The organism is Streptomyces sp. NPDC056480 (assembly GCF_042795405.1).
Taxonomy (GTDB): domain Bacteria; phylum Actinomycetota; class Actinomycetes; order Streptomycetales; family Streptomycetaceae; genus Streptomyces.
On record NZ_JBHTSA010000015.1, the window covers coordinates 52,005 to 66,450 of the forward strand.

Consider the following 14,446-nt stretch of genomic DNA (forward strand, 5'->3'; position numbering starts at 1 on the left):
TGTCTCCTCACAGTCGCTGTCGTCGCGGCGGGGCGGGGGTCGCCCGGTCCGTCGTCCGGGCGGCCACGACGAGTTGGCCGAGGGCCAGACCGCCGTCGTTCGGCGGGATCAGTCGGTGGCGCAGCACGGTGAAGCCCTCGTCCCGCAGCCCTGCGGCACAGGCCGAGGAGAGCACCGTGTTGGCGAACACTCCCCCGGTCAGGGCCACGGTCTCCACGCCGGTCCCGCCGCGGGCGGCGAGGCAGACCGTGCGCACCAGTCGGGCCACGGCATGGTGGAACCGCGCCGCGACGACGGCCGCCGGGGTCCCGGCCAGCACGTCGGCGACCACCGCCGTCAGAAGGGGTGCGGGGTCTGCGGTGAGCGGGGCGCCGGACGCCGGCGGACCGAGCCGGAAGACATAGCGTTCGTCCTCCGCCACGCCGGGTGCGCGCAGGGCCGCGGCCTCCAGCTCGATCGCGGCCTGGGCCTCGTATCCCGCGTGGTGGCGGATCCCCGCAAGGGAGGAGACGGCGTCGAAGAGGCGCCCCATGCTGGACGTGGGGACGCAGTTCAGCTCGCGCTCCAACTGCCTTTCCAACAGGGGCAGTTCTCCGGGTTCGCAGGCTCGCGCGCAGGGCAGGGCGCGGTCGACGTCAAGGCCCGCGGCCCGCAGATGGGCCAGAGCCATGCGGTAGGGCCGTCGTACGGCCGCGTCGCCGCCCGGCAGGGGTACGTAGGCGAGGTGTGCGAACCGCTCGAACCCGGCGTAGTCCGCGAGCAGGAACTCACCGCCCCACACGGCGCCGTCGAGACCGTAGCCGGTGCCGTCGAAGGCGACGCCGATCACGGGATCCGTGCCGTCGAGGCCGTTCTCGGCCATCGCCGCCGCGACGTGCGCGTGGTGGTGCTGTACGGGGACGACGGGCCGTCCCGAAGCGTGTCCGCGGGCCCAGCGGGTGGACCGGTAGGCGGGGTGGCGGTCGGTGGCGATGAGTTCGGGCCGTACTCCCGTGACGGACTCCAGCTGCCGTTCGGCGGAGGCGAGGGCGAGCTGGGTGGCGAGGTCGTCCATGTCGCCGATGTGGGCCGAGAGCCAGGCCTGGTGTCCGTCGCCGAGGCAGAAGGTGTTCTTCAGGTCCCCTCCGACGGCGAGGGCGGGGGCGACCTCCACGGGCAGCGCGACCGGCAGCGGCGCATGGCCACGGGAGCGGCGCAGCGTCAGCTGCTCGCCGTCGCAGACGCGGACGACGGAGTCGTCGCAGGGGACGTGGATCGGCCGGTCGTGCAGGAGCCAGGCGTCCGCCAGACCGGTGAGTCTGGTCAGTGCCTCCTCGTCGTCCGTGACGATGGGCTCGCCCGCGAGATTGCCGCTGGTCATCACGAGCAGCCGGGGCCCGTCCCCGTCCACCGTGCCGAGGCCGAGGAGGAGATGGTGCACCGGGGTGTACGGGAGCATGAAGCCGAGGTCCGGGCTGCCCGGCGCCACCGCCCGTGCCGGCGCGGCCCCGTGGCGCGGGCGGGCGTCGTCGCGGCGGCGCAGCAGGACGACGGGCCGGGCGCCGCCGGTGAGGAGTTCGCGTTCGAGCGTGCCGAGGTGCACGAGGGGTTCGATGTCGGCGAGGTCCGCGGCCATCATCGCGAACGGTTTGTCACCGCGCGCCTTGCGGCGGCGCAGTTCGGCCACCGCGTCGGGGTTCGTCGCGTCGCAGGCCAGGTGGTAGCCGCCGAGGCCTTTCACGGCGAGGATCGCGCCGGAGGCGAGCATCCCGCGTGCGGCGGCGACCGGGTCGCCACCGGGTTCGGGGCAGCGTCCGGTCCGATCGGGTTCGGGGCCGGCACCGGGAAGCGCGGGGCGGCCGGGCGCCGTGACCAGCCGCAGCCGGGGGCCGCAGTGGGGGCAGGCGACGGGCTGCGCGTGGAAGCGCCGGTCGGCGGGGTCCTCGTACTCCCGGGCACAGTCGGGGCACATCGGGAAGCCGGCCATGGTGGTGTGGACCCGGTCGTAGGGCAATCCCGTGACGATGGTGAACCGCGGGCCGCAGTGGGTGCAGGTGATGAAGGGGTGCAGATACCGCCGGTCGGCCGGGTCCGCGAGCTCCGCGAGGCAGTCGTCGCAGGTGGCGGTGTCCGGCGGGACGAGAGTGCGGACGGCGCCGCCCTGGCGGGAGGGCACGATGGTGAAGCCGCTGCCGCCGCCCGCGGTCACCTCGGCCGCCTCGACCGACTCCACCCGGGCCAGCGGTGGGGCGTCGGGCGCGAGGCGGGCGCAGAAGGACGCGACGTCCGCGGGGTCTCCCTCGACCTCCGCGACGACTCCGTCCGCCGTGTTGGTGACGTGGCCGGACAGGCGCAGCCCGGTGGCGAGGGCGTAGACGAAGGGCCGGAAGCCCACGCCCTGCACGACGCCGCGGACGACCACTCGGCTGCGCCGCGGGGCCACGGCTGGGACGGGTCCGGGCCGCGCCGTGGTCACGCGCCGGCCTGGGCCATCACCGGGGTGTGGACTCGGTTGCCCTCGGCAGTCGCGAGGGCCCGGTCGAGGAGGGCGCCGGCTCCTCGGCTGTCACGTACCGAGCTGAGAACGACCTCGACGCCGGGGTTGACCTGCTGCACGTTGGCGCGGAACGCCGTCTCGTCGAACTCCGCGGCCTCGGCCATGTCGGTCTTGGTGACGATCACCAGCTGGGCGAGACCGAATGCGGTGGGGTACTTGAGCGGCTTGTCCTCCCCCTCGGTGACCGAGGCGAGCACGACGCGGAGGGACTCCCCCAGGTCGTAGCCTGCGGGGCAGACGAGGTTGCCCACGTTCTCGACGAACAGCAGCCGGGTGGACTCCGGCAGCCAGTCGTGCAGGTGCCGGGCGACCATGTCGGCCTCCAGATGGCAGAGGCCGTCGGTGAGCACCTGCTTGACGGGGACGCCCGAGCGGGCCAGCCGGCGGGCGTCGTTCTCGGTGGCGAGGTCGGCGGTGAGCGCGGCGGTGCTGACGCCCCGTTCGCCGGCGAGGCGCAGTTCGCGCTCGAGCAGGGCGGTCTTGCCGCTGCCGGGGCTGGAGAGCAGGTTGATCACGGTGGTGCCGCGGGCGTTCAGCTCGGTGCGCAGGATGTGTGCCGCGGCCTCGTTCTTGGCGAGGACGGCGCGCTGGAGATCGACGGCTCGGCACATGCTCAGCTCTCCTCGGTGATCGGTTGGCGGTGGTCCCCGCGCGGTGCCTCCGGGCCGGCCCAGCGGACCTCCCGGATCTGGAGTTCGCGGCCGGAGACGAGTCCGTCGGCTGCGGCGCCGCAGCCGGGGCAGAGCAGCCGGGGCGGCATGCCGACGGCCCAGTCCTCGGCGCACGCCGCGCAGCGCGCGGTGCCCGGGACAGTACGGGTGATCAGCTCGGCGCCCTCGACGACGGTTCCGGCGCAGGCGAGTTCGAAGCAGAAGGCGAGGGCGTCGGCGACGACGCCGGCCAGTTCGCCCACGTCCAGCTCGATGCTGCTGACGCCGACGGCCCCACGGGCCTTCGCCGCGGTCTCCACCTGGTCGACGACGGCGACCGCGAGGGACATCTCGTGCATCGGTCTCCGTCCTGGGCGCCGGGGTGGGTCCCGGGCGCCATTAGAGAACGGGGGGTGGCGGGCCGACGCCCGGCGCGCCGGGACCGGACGGCCGTGTCGTCCATTCGGTTCAGCCGCCACCACCGAGCGGGCGGCGGGTCACATGCGGCTGATGCGCAGGTAGCGCCGGAGGTCGGGGAGGACTCCGACGACGACGGCCGCGACGGCCAGGGCGGCGATGGCGGCGGCTGCGGCGCCGAGGACGTTCCTGGGCATGGTGCTCTCCGTTTCGGTCTTCATACGACGGCTTCCTGACGGACCAGTTCGCTCACCATGCGCACGGCCTCGGGAACGGCCGCGGCGACCTGCGGGCTGAGCCCGATGCCCTCGTCGAGGCAGGCCGGTTCGCAGCCGACGACGAGGATCCGCCGTGGTGGCGCGGCTCCGGTTCCCGCGCACAGGGTGTCGAGCAGGGCGAGGACGGCGTCGGGCGTCATCCGGTGGCCGTCGAGCGGCGCGGGCCCCGTACCGCTGCCCCGGTCGCCGGCCGCCGAGGCGTCGATCAGATAGAGCGTCCCCGGTGCACCGCCGCGGGCCGTGACGTCGAGGAGGACGAGGGTGTCCCAGCCGTCGAGGAGTTCGTAGGCGAGGTGGACGCCCCGGACGCCGACGTCGGCCAGCTCGACGGAGGCGGGGAGTTCCTCGCGGGTGAGCCGCTTCAGGGTCTCCACGCCGAATCCGTCGTCGCCGAGGAAGATGTTGCCCACCCCGGCCACGAGGGTGCGGGCCGTACCGGGCACCGGGGCCTCGTGCGCCGGGCCGTTCACCTGTCCTCCAGGGCTTCGACCTCGTCGGGCTGGAAGTAGAGGAACCGGCCCTGTTCGCGGCGGATGTCGGCTCCCGGGTCGTCCTCGACGGTGACCGCGATGTGGACTCCGCCGTCGACGTCGTGGAGGACCGCCTCGACCAGAGCGCTGCGCCCGTCGAGGAACAGGTCCTGGGCGTCCGTGCGGCGGAGCCGCGGGCGCAGGACGACCCTGCTGCCCGCGCGGACGGCGCGCCCGTCGACGAGCACATGGTCGCTGCCCGGGTCGACGCCGGTGTCGCCGCCCGGGTCCCACCAGGGCGTGTCCGGTTGGAGGACGTTGCCGGCCGGCTTCGGGGACCCGGTGACGCTCTGGAGGCTCCGGACCGCTCCATGCAGACGTTCGAGGACTTCGGGCGGCATGGTGTCCGCCAGTTCGATCACCGCCGCCGCGCGGGCGTCGGTCCCTCTGGCCTCGCGCTTCTCCTCGTCGGTGAGGGCCGCCGTGCGCAGGGCGAGGATCTCGTCGATCTCGGTCGCGTCGTAGAGGGCGCCGGGGCTCTCGGGCGCGATGGCCGGATGGTCCTCCAGGATGATCGGCGAGGACAGCATCAGGTCGTCACGGCCGGGTTCACCGGCCAGGACGGGCCAGGTGTGCAGGTTGCGGCAGGCGGCGACGGCGCCCCTGGCCCATTCCGGCGGGTCGGTCATCGACAGGAACGCACCTCCGTCGAGGCGGAGCAGGGTGTGGGTGGCGACGAGGGAGTACGGCAGTGCCGCATGACGGTCGGTGTCCGGCTCGGCGGTCCAGGTGCTGGTGTTCTCCACCGTGACCGAGAGGCGTTCGACGCGGTACGGGCCGTCGAGTTCGGCCGCCGAGATCCGTACCGTGCCGCTGATCTCCTCGCGGCGGCGTACGAGTCGGCCGAGGACGCGTCCGTCGGGGTCGGCGACCTCCTCCGTCTCCTCGGCGGCAGGGCGGGCGAAGGGCAGCGCGAGGCCGTCGCCCCGCAGTCCGGCGACGGGGACGACGAGGGTGACGCGCTCCTCGACGCCCTCGTCCCAGGCCATCAGAACCCGGTCGGGCAGGTGGAGTTCGCCGGTCGGAGCGAAGGTCCCGTCCCCGCGCAGCTCCTCGACGGTACGCCGCTGGGCGCGCAGGAAGCGGACCTCCACGGCGAGTTCGGCGCCGGTCCTGGGCTCCATGAGGCACTCGGTGAGCTGGAAGTCGTGCTCCTCGGCGGCGGCGCTCCAGGACGGCGGCACCAGGACGCCGAACTGCCAGCGGAGCCGGTTCTTCGCGGCGGACGCACGGTACGGGTAGAGGACGTACCCCTCGAAGAGGACGGCGTCGGCGACGTGCCGGGCGACGGCGAACCGGGCCTCGGTGCCGGGAGTGAAGGCGACGGTGGTCATGCTGTCCTCTCCCCCGCCGCTTCGAGCAGGGACTCGACGGTGGCCTCCCACGACGGGAGGGCCCGGCGCGAGCGGTAGGCGAGCAGGGCGTCCATCGCGTCGCCCGGGAGCCGGATCCAACCGCAGCCGGGGAAGTGCTGGTCGATCATCTCGCGCCACACCTTCACGGGCATGCGGTGGGAGACCTCCTTGTCCCAGGGGACGGGCTCGACGTGGAAGCCTCCGGCGCCGGTGAACGCGGTGCCGGAGAAGAGCAGGAGCAGCGGGACGTCACCGTCGGAGAGCGCCCGGAAGTACCTGGAGGCGGCGATGTCGGTGTCGTAGGTGCACGGCACGACGAGGTCGGTCTCGATCTCGCCGGTGAAGCCCGGCACCATGACGGAGGCCTGGGCGAACTGCACCGGGTTGAGGCTGCTGCCCCACCGGGAGCGTTCGCCGAAGAGGTCGCCCAGGGCCGCTGCCTCGTGGTCGTCGTAGCCGCGCCGGGCGGGTTCGACGCGCATCTGGCAGCGCAGGGCCATGGCGTGGACCCGGGTGCCGCCGGTGGCGGTGATCCGCAGCCGGAACACGAGCGTGGGTCCGGCCGCGTAGGGATCGGCGCGGACGTCGGTGCAGCTGAAGGAGAACTCGGTCACGGCCGGCTCCCCTGCGGCTCGCGTGCCAGGCCGCGCACGTGCGTGAAGAGGGCGTCGAGGTCGGCCCGCGCCTCCGCGCCCCCGTCGAACCCCTGCCAACGCAGTCGCATGCGGCCCACCAGTTCGTAGCAGAGGTCGATCGGTACGAGGAAGCACTCGGTACGGCCCTCGTGGCGGCGGAGCAGCAGGGCCTCCACGTCGGGTTCGAGGTGGGCGGCCAGCCGGGTGGCGTCGAGGACGGACCGCCAGGCGTCCTCCTCCAGCTCGCTCTCGGTGGCGCCGGCGGGGCTCGGGTAGAGCGCCACCGGACGGTCGAGGGCGGAGTTGCGGAAGAAGAACGCGACGGAGACCGGAATCCGCAGCGACTCCCACGCCTGGTCGTCGATCCGGTGCCCCGGGTCGCTCAGGAAGCGGCCGGGCACCGTCCGGAAGCGGCCCGGGGAGGCGGCGGAGCGGTCCATCAGCTGCGCGCACGGGCCGCACGCGCAGACCAGGGCCCGCTTGTCCGTGTCGACGAGGTGCGGGTGACGCGCCTCGGCCGCAAGTGCCGCCCCGCACAGTTCGCACCGTTCCTCGCGGGGCGGACGCGGGGTGGTGAACCGGCGCAGGCCCGTGGGCCGCGGGGGCCGGACGGCGCCGTTCGGCGGCCCGTTCACCGGGCCGCCGAGGAGCGGCCGTCCGCGCCGGCGAGGGAGGGACGGGTGCCGATCTGGAGCAGCGCCGGTTCGCGCGGGGCGCCGGTCTCCAGCTCCACCCCGGTGACCTCGGGGGCGAAGCAGGCGAGGGCGTCCACGGCCGCCTGCCGGACGGACTCCTGGGTGCCGGAGCAGCCGCAGCCGGTCGACGCGGTGACCCGCAACCGCAGCACGCCGGTCGCCGGGTCGAACCCGGTGTTCTCCACGGGCTGCGGCAGGGCGGACAGGGCGCGGCCGATACGGGTCGGCGCGTCCTCGGGGTGCAGTCCGTGCAGGTTCAGCAGGCTCGCGACGAGTTCGTCCGCGAGCAGCGGGTCCAGGGGGTCGGCCGGCGGGCGGGCGGCGGGACTGCCGAGGAGCTCGACCACGCGGGCGATGCCGCTGCCGTAGAACTCCATGAGGACGCGGACGACTTCCTCCGCGGCCGCGGAGGCTGCGGCGTCGCCGTTCCCGGCCAGCCGGTCCAGGACCTCCTCGACGCGTCGGCCCGCCTCTTCGGCGGTGGTCGTGCTCATCCGGCCAGACCGCTCAGGCCGGTGGGCACGTGCATCTGCTTCACGGTCCTGCCGTTGCCCGTGTACATGTGGACGCCGCACGGCAGGCAGGGGTCGAAGCTGCGCACGGCGCGCATGATGTCGATGCCCTTGAAGTTCTCGGGCGTGTTCTCCTCGAAGATCGGGGTGTTCTGCACCGCGTCCTCGTACGGGCCGGGGGTCCCGAACGTGTCCCGTGTGGAGGCGTTCCACGGCGTCGGCGGATAGGGGTGGTAGTTGGCGATCTTTCCGTCCCTGATGACCATGTGGTGCGAGAGGACGCCTCGTACGGCCTCGGTGAAGCCGACGCCGATGGACTCGTCCGGCACTTCGAACTTCTCCCACGTCTGCGTGCGTCCGGCGCGGACCTCTTCCAGGCCCTTCTCGGCGCAGTGCAGGGCGACGGCGGCCGCGTACGCCTGGAAGTAGGTCCGGGCGCGGTTGCGCTCCAGGGCGTTGCTCCACTTCGGGATGTTCCACTCGAAGGTGGTCTCCGGCTTCGTCATCGTCCTCGGGAGGTTGATGACGACGCTGTGCCCGGTGGCCTTGATGTAGCCGATGTCGACGAGGCCGGAGAGGGCGGTGGACCACAGGCGCGCGAGGGGGCCGCCCCCGGTGTCCAGTGCCAGGTGGTCCTTGCCGTCGAACCAGCGCGGGGACATGACCCAGCTGTACTTGTCGTCGAAGTTCCGCTTCTGCGGGGCCGGGATCGTGTGCTGGTTCCACGGGTGGCGCGGGTCGACCGGGTTGCCGAGGGGATCGTGGGTGACGAACTGTTCCTGGCCCTGCCAGTCCTCGTAGTACGAGCTGCCGAGCAGGATGCGGATGCCGAGGTTGATCTCGGTGAGGTCGTTGGTCACCAGTTTGCCGTCGACGACGACACCGGGGGTGACGAACATCCGCCGGCCCCAGTCGCTCATGTTGGCGTAGGTGAAGTCGCAGTGCTCGGGGTCGTTGAGGGCACCCCAGCAGCCGAGCAGCACACGGCGGCGGCCGACCTCCTCGTAGCCGGGCAGCGCCTCGTAGAAGAAGTCGAAGAGGTCGTCGTGGAGCGGGACGACCCGCTTCATGAACTCCACGTACCGCATGAGGCGGCTCATGTAGTCGGTGAACAGCTGCACGGACGCGACCGTGCCGACACCGCCGGGGTAGAGGGTGGAGGGGTGGACGTGCCGCCCCTCCATGAGACAGAACATCTCCCGGGTGTAGCGGCTGACCTGGAGCGCCTCCCGGTAGAACTCCCCTTCGAGGGGGTTGAGGGAGCGCATGATGTCCGCGATCGTCCGGTAGCCGTGCTCGGCGGCGTGCGGCGCCTCGGTGCGCTCGGCCAGTTCCAGGACGCCGGGGTTGGTCTCGCGGACCATCTTCTCGCAGTAGTCGACCCCGACCAGGTTCTCCTGGAAGATGTTGTGGTCGAACATGTACTCCGCGGACTCGCCGAGGTTGATGATCCACTCACCGAGGTGCGGGGGCTTCACGCCGTACGCCATGTTCTGCGCGTACACGGAGCAGGTCGCGTGGTTGTCACCGCAGATGCCGCAGATGCGGCTGGTGATGAAGTGCGCGTCGCGGGGGTCCTTGCCCCGCATGAAGACGCTGTAGCCGCGGAACACGGAGGACGTGCTGTAGCACTCCGCGACGCGCTTCTGCTTGAAATCGATCTTCGTGTGGATGCCGAGGCTGCCCACGATCCGGGTGATGGGATCCCAGGCCATCTCCACGAGGCCGGAGCCGTCACCCGTCGTCTTCGCCGGAGATGCCATGGTCGCTGTGGTGCCCTTCGTCAACTCTTCGACTTCGCGAACAGTGGGTTGGATGGGGGGTCCTGCGGGAGTGGTGCGATGGCGTCACGGTCACCAGGGCGGCCGGTAGCCGGTGGTGATGCGCTCGCCGGTGTGCCGCCACTTCGGCTCCTTGTCCACGGTCTTGGCCGTGATGGTCCGCAGCCGGCGGATGACGGAGCCGTACACGCCACTGGCGGTGCTGGAGACCTTGCCGCCGGGAGGTTCGTCCATGAACGGCATGAACTTGTCCGGGAATCCGGGCATCGTGCACGCGATGCAGATGCCGCCGACGTTCGGGCAGCCGCCGATGCCGTTCATCCAGCCGCGCTTGGGGACGTTGCACTTGACGACCGGGCCCCAGCAACCGAGCTTGACCAGGCACTTGGGTGAGTCGTACGTCGAGGCGAACTGGCCCTGCTCGTAGTAGCCGGCCCGGTCGCAGCCCTCGTGCACGGTCGCCCCGAACAACCAGGTCGGACGGAGCTTGTCGTCCAGCGGGATCATGGGCGCGGAGCCGACCGCCTGATAGAGCAGGTAGGTCAGCGTCTCCGCGAAGTTGTCCGGCTGGATGGGGCAGCCGGGCACGCACACGATGGGGATGCCGGCCTGCGACTTCCATTCCCAGCCGAGATAGTCCGGGAGGCCCATCGCACCGGTCGGGTTGCCCGCCATGGCGTGGATGCCGCCGTACGTGGCGCAGGTGCCGATCGCGACCACGGCGAGGGCCTTGGGTGCCAGCCGGTCGATCCACTCGCTGGTCGTGATGGGCTGACCGGTCTCCGGGTTGTCGCCGAAGCCGCTCCAGTAGCCCTCCTGCTTGATGGCCTCGTTCGGGATGGATCCCTCGACGACCAGCACGAACGGGTCGATCTCGCCCCGCTCCCCCTTGAAGAACCACTCGATGAACGTGTCGGCGCCGCCCACCGGACCGCACTCGAAGTCGATCAGCGGCCAGTGGACCGCGATCCTGGGCAGCCCGGGCAGCCCCGCGAGGGCGATCTCCTCGATGCTGGGCTGCATGGCGGCGGTCAGGGCCACCGAGTCGCCGTCGCAGCTCAGACCCGCGTTGATCCAGAGGATGTGGATCGGCTTCTCTTCACTGCCGGGCGCGGGCCCCTGGTCTTCGACCGGGACCGGCTTCACTGCGCTCATGAGTCGCCTCCTGAGGAGGGATGGGGCGAAGGCCTCATGTCAGGCCTGGGTCTTGCTCAACAGTCGGCCGATCCGCCCGCGCCCGCACCCGGGCCGTCCGCGAGCTCTCCCCGGGGGCCTCCTTCCGGACGAAGGCCCGGCGCCGTGCGTGGTAGCCCGCGGCGGGATCGTCGAAGATCGACCGCATCCGGGAGAGCTCCTGCTCACGGCAGGCCGCGAGCGGAACGACGGACTCCAGGCGCTCGTGCTCCGCCTTCTTCGCCGCGATCCGCTGCTGAAGGCCGCTACCGGATGCCGTGCGAAGGGCCAATCGGGTGATCTCGGCGGTGAACTCCCCGGGTCCGCAGTCGACGACCCGGTCGACCAGGCCCATGTCCAGCGAGGCCGCGGCGGACACCGGCAGCGCCTCTTCGGTGAGGCGCGCGGCCAGGGCCTCGCCCACCTTTCCGGGCAGGGTGCGAGTCCAGTACTCCGATCCGTACAGACCCATGCGCCGGTAGTGCGGATTGAGCACCGACCCCGAACGGCACCAGACCTCGTCGGCGGCGAGGGCGAGCATCACCCCGCCGGCGGCGGCGTTGCCGCCGATGGCGCTCACGACCAGCCGGTCGGTCGTGGTGAGAACCGCCTCGACCAGGTCGTTCATGGCGTTGATGTTGGCCCAGGACTCTGCGGCAGGGTCGGCGGCCGCCTCGATGACGTTCAGATGGATGCCGTTGGAGAAGAAGTCGCGCTGCCCGCCGAGTACCAGGACGGAAGTGGGACGCCCGCGCGCGGTCTCGTACGCGCCCAGCAGGCGGCGGCACTGGTCGGTGCTCATCGCCCCGCCGGGGAACGCGAAGGACAGGACGCCGACCGGTCCCTGCTCGCGGTACCGGATGTCGGACCAGGTCCGCCGACCCGGCGCCGGGTCGGCGGGCGCCGGCAGTTCGGGGAGCTCCGGCAGCCGGCCGGCGAGGGCCAGGGTTGCCGGGAGCTTGCAGGCACGCGGCCTGCCGCGGCCGGTGCGGGCGCGGAGCTCGGGGATCCACACCGCGCCGTCCACGGTGGCGCGGCAGACCGCGCCCGCCCGGGTCGCGAGCAGGGCACCGGGCCGCCCGTGCAGACCGTCCTCCGCGTGGCCGCCGTGCAGGAACCACTCGGCGCCGAGCAGCCGGTCCGGCACACCGGGCTGCGAGTCGGCGGCCCGCAGGATGCGCAGCACGGTCTCGGTGGTGTCCTCGCCCCACGAGATCCGACGCTCCTCCTGGCGGACCGCGGGACGGACGCGGACCTCGCCGGTCTGCGGCCGCGGTGTCGCCCCGGCGGCGACCCTCTCGACGGCCAGCAGCACGGCGGCCACGGCGGCGTCGGACAGCTCGTTGCGGTACAGATCGCTCTTGCCGACCTCGGGGACACGGAAGGTGGCGGTCGCCCAGACGTCGCCCGCGTCCATCTCCTCGTCGGCCTGGAGGACGGTGACGCCCCACTCCTCGGCCCCGTCGTGGATCGCGTGGTCCAGCGAGGACGGGCCCCGGTCGCCCACGGGCCCCGGGTGCACGATCAGACAACGGTGCGCCGTCCACACGTCACGGGGCACGACGGCCTTCAGCAGGGGGGCCACGACCAGGTCGGGCGCTTGCCGCGCCACGGCCTCGCGCACGGCGGCCCCGTCGGGGGTGACCTCTACGGGAACGGTGTGCCCGCGGTCGCCCAGCTCGGCCAGGACGCGCTGGGTCAGGCTGTTGAAGCTGCTCGCGACGAGCAGGATGCGCATGGACGGACCCTCCGGGTTGCGGTGGATGGAGCGGCCCTGGCAGGGCGGTCCACCGACCGCCTGCGATCCTCGGACACCGCAGGCGGGGAAGGAGGGCGACGGGGCCCTCACCTCACCCGTTAGAGGCGCGCGTCCGACCGATTGGCTGCCCGTCCCGTGGACGGCGCGCCGCCGGCGGCCCGTCCGAGCGGAGCGGGGCCCAGGCGGCGCTCCGAGCGGAGGGAGGCCCAGGAGGCCCGGGTCCGAGCGGAGCGGGGCCCAGGCGGCCCGCCACGCGGCTCGTGGAGGAACGGAACCCCTGCCAACGGCACGAGGGCGACGTCTGCTGCGCCATGCGGGTGGTATCCGCTGGGGGGACCGGTCCGCTGCGGCGGTGGTGACGAAGCCCCCACAAGCCCTCGGCCGCCTCGGCCGAGGCACTGGTAGTGGAGTGAACATGCGCAACCGCACCATGACCGCAGCATCCGCAGCCGTGCTCGCCGCCCTGTGCGCGGCGCCCGCGCTGGCCGCGCCCGGTACCGCACCGCAGACGCGGCCCGCGACCCACCACAAGGCCCTGCACGCGATCGGCCTGACCGGCGACCAGCGGCTCGTCGAGTTCGACGTGAACAAGCCGAACAAGACGTGGTCGCTGGGCAGGGTCTCCGGGCTGTCCGGCGACACGAAGCTCGTCGGGATCGACTTCCGCGTCCAGAACGAGAAGCTGTACGGCGTCGGGGACAGGGGCGGCGTCTACACCCTGAACACCACCGACGCCCGGGCCATGAAGGTCTCCCAGCTGACCGTGGCACTGGCCGGCAGTGCGTTCGGCGTGGACTTCAACCCCGCCGCCAACCGGCTCCGCGTCATCTCCGACACCGGCCAGAACCTGCGCCACAACATCGACGACGCGGCCGCTCCCCTGACCACGACCGTCGACGGCACCCTCACCAACCCGACCATGCCGCCGTCGACCGCCATGGGCGTCACCGGCGCCGCCTACACGAACAACGACCTGAACGCCGCCACCGCGACGACCCTGTTCGACCTGGACACGATGGCCGACCGGATCTCCCTGCAGTCACCCGCCAACGCCGGGACCCTCGCGCCCACGGGCAACCTCGGAGTGGACGCCGCCAGGGACGCCGGCTTCGACATCTCCTACGACCCCGCCACCGGCATGAACCACGGCTTCGCGACCATCGCCGCCGGCGGCTCGTACCGTCTCTACTCCGTCGACCTGCTGACGGGCAGGGCCACGAGCAGGGGCGCCTTCCCCACCAGGTACCAGGTCACCGACCTGGCCCTGCCCATCGACCAGAAGTAGCCCCGTCCTCGCCGAGCCCGCGCCCGGTCCTGGCGCGCGGGCTCGGGTCCGGTGCGTGCCGCCCCGGGCGAGGTGCGGTCATCGCGTCGGCCCCGTGCTCCCTTCCTCGTGAAGGGGGCACGGGGCCGACGGCCGTTGCCGGGCAGGAGGGCCGCGCTACTTGGGCATGAGCACGGTGTCGACGATGTACACGTTGGCGTTGGCGGTCCTGACGTTGCCGCAGACCACGCTCGTGGTGTCGTTGACCTTGTAGGACTCGCCGGAGCCGCTGGTGGTGACCATGCCCTTCTGGAGGGTCTCGAAGCTGCCGTTCTCCAGCTGCTTCGGGGTCAGCTTCTGGCCGACCACGTGGTAGGTGAGGATCTTGGTGAGCGTGGCCTTGTCGGCCAGGACCTTGTCGAGGTCGGCCTTCGGGATCTTCGCGAAGGCCTCGTTGGTCGGCGCGAACACCGTGATGTTCTGCGCGTTGTTGAGGGTGTCGACGAGGCCGGCCTTCTTGACGGCGGTGACCAGGGTCGACAGGGCCGGGTTGTGGGACGCGGCGGTCGCGACCGGGTCCTTGGCCATGCCGTCGAAGGAGCCCGCCCCCTCCTTCGGTACGCCGGAACACGCGGGGCCGAAGGGCTGGTCGCCGGTCATCGCGTCCTCGGTGGGCGTCGCGCCGGTCTTCGCCTCGTCATCCGCCGCGCTGGACGGGGCGGCCTTGGAGCCGCTGTCGGAGTCGGAGCACGCGGCCAGCGAGAACGGCAGCAGGGCTGCCGCGGCGACGGCGAGGGCGGTGCGACGGATCTTCATGCTGGTCATGAGTGGCTCCTTGGAAGGGTTTTCTCGGGGTGTCGG

Annotated in this window: 14 protein-coding genes; 1 reads left to right on the top strand and 13 read right to left on the bottom strand. The window is 72.3% G+C overall.

Annotated elements, in window-relative coordinates; translation table 11 throughout:
- Window positions 1–7 precede the first annotated feature (7 nt).
- The 12 genes from hypF to ACFQ79_RS09905 all read right to left on the bottom strand — a co-directional run bounded on the left by hypF (window position 8) and on the right by ACFQ79_RS09905 (window position 12,300).
- Window positions 8–2,455 (bottom strand): carbamoyltransferase HypF, encoded by a 2,448-nt coding sequence (gene hypF / locus ACFQ79_RS09850; RefSeq protein ID WP_383580857.1) that lies wholly within the window; start codon window positions 2,453–2,455, stop codon window positions 8–10.
- On the bottom strand, window positions 2,452–3,147 hold the full coding sequence (gene hypB / locus ACFQ79_RS09855) for a hydrogenase nickel incorporation protein HypB (RefSeq protein WP_383580860.1): 696 nt from the start codon (window positions 3,145–3,147) through the stop codon (window positions 2,452–2,454). The genes hypF and hypB overlap by 4 nt, the downstream gene beginning before the upstream one ends.
- A 2-nt stretch (window positions 3,148–3,149) precedes the next feature.
- Window positions 3,150–3,545, bottom strand: coding sequence for a hydrogenase maturation nickel metallochaperone HypA (locus tag ACFQ79_RS09860; RefSeq protein WP_383580863.1), 396 nt, complete (start codon window positions 3,543–3,545; stop codon window positions 3,150–3,152).
- Window positions 3,546–3,683: 138 nt separating this feature from the next.
- Window positions 3,684–3,824 (bottom strand): DUF6893 family small protein, encoded by a 141-nt coding sequence (locus ACFQ79_RS09865; protein WP_383580866.1) that lies wholly within the window; start codon window positions 3,822–3,824, stop codon window positions 3,684–3,686.
- A complete protein-coding gene (locus tag ACFQ79_RS09870) occupies window positions 3,821–4,351 on the bottom strand; it encodes a hydrogenase maturation protease (protein WP_383580869.1) in 531 nt (176 codons plus the stop codon). Before ACFQ79_RS09870 ends, ACFQ79_RS09865 begins: the two co-directional genes overlap by 4 nt.
- Window positions 4,348–5,745: a hypothetical protein gene (locus ACFQ79_RS09875; protein WP_383580872.1), complete on the bottom strand. Its 1,398-nt coding sequence runs from the start codon at window positions 5,743–5,745 to the stop codon at window positions 4,348–4,350. Before ACFQ79_RS09875 ends, ACFQ79_RS09870 begins: the two co-directional genes overlap by 4 nt.
- Window positions 5,742–6,380: a DUF6084 family protein gene (locus ACFQ79_RS09880; RefSeq protein ID WP_383580875.1), complete on the bottom strand. Its 639-nt coding sequence runs from the start codon at window positions 6,378–6,380 to the stop codon at window positions 5,742–5,744. The genes ACFQ79_RS09875 and ACFQ79_RS09880 overlap by 4 nt, the downstream gene beginning before the upstream one ends.
- Window positions 6,377–7,036, bottom strand: coding sequence for a DUF5947 family protein (locus tag ACFQ79_RS09885; protein WP_383580878.1), 660 nt, complete (start codon window positions 7,034–7,036; stop codon window positions 6,377–6,379). Before ACFQ79_RS09885 ends, ACFQ79_RS09880 begins: the two co-directional genes overlap by 4 nt.
- Window positions 7,033–7,590 (bottom strand): hypothetical protein, encoded by a 558-nt coding sequence (locus tag ACFQ79_RS09890; RefSeq protein WP_383580880.1) that lies wholly within the window; start codon window positions 7,588–7,590, stop codon window positions 7,033–7,035. Before ACFQ79_RS09890 ends, ACFQ79_RS09885 begins: the two co-directional genes overlap by 4 nt.
- Window positions 7,587–9,371 carry a nickel-dependent hydrogenase large subunit gene (locus tag ACFQ79_RS09895; protein ID WP_229315070.1) on the bottom strand — a complete coding sequence of 595 codons (1,785 nt, stop codon included), beginning with the start codon at window positions 9,369–9,371 and terminating at the stop codon, window positions 7,587–7,589. The genes ACFQ79_RS09890 and ACFQ79_RS09895 overlap by 4 nt, the downstream gene beginning before the upstream one ends.
- A 90-nt stretch (window positions 9,372–9,461) precedes the next feature.
- Complete coding sequence (locus tag ACFQ79_RS09900; protein WP_383580883.1) at window positions 9,462–10,544, bottom strand: hydrogenase expression protein HypE; 1,083 nt, start codon at window positions 10,542–10,544, stop codon at window positions 9,462–9,464.
- A gap of 34 nt (window positions 10,545–10,578) precedes the next feature.
- Window positions 10,579–12,300: a hydrogenase maturation protein gene (locus tag ACFQ79_RS09905; RefSeq protein ID WP_383580885.1), complete on the bottom strand. Its 1,722-nt coding sequence runs from the start codon at window positions 12,298–12,300 to the stop codon at window positions 10,579–10,581.
- A gap of 436 nt (window positions 12,301–12,736) precedes the next feature.
- Between ACFQ79_RS09905 and ACFQ79_RS09910 the strand changes: the two genes are divergently transcribed.
- Entirely contained in the window at window positions 12,737–13,606 is an 870-nt protein-coding gene (locus ACFQ79_RS09910) for a DUF4394 domain-containing protein (RefSeq protein ID WP_383580887.1), read from the top strand.
- A gap of 156 nt (window positions 13,607–13,762) precedes the next feature.
- Here ACFQ79_RS09910 and ACFQ79_RS09915 read toward each other — a convergent pair whose 3' ends face one another.
- Window positions 13,763–14,410 (bottom strand): fasciclin domain-containing protein, encoded by a 648-nt coding sequence (locus ACFQ79_RS09915; protein WP_383580890.1) that lies wholly within the window; start codon window positions 14,408–14,410, stop codon window positions 13,763–13,765.
- Window positions 14,411–14,446: the final 36 nt, after the last annotated feature.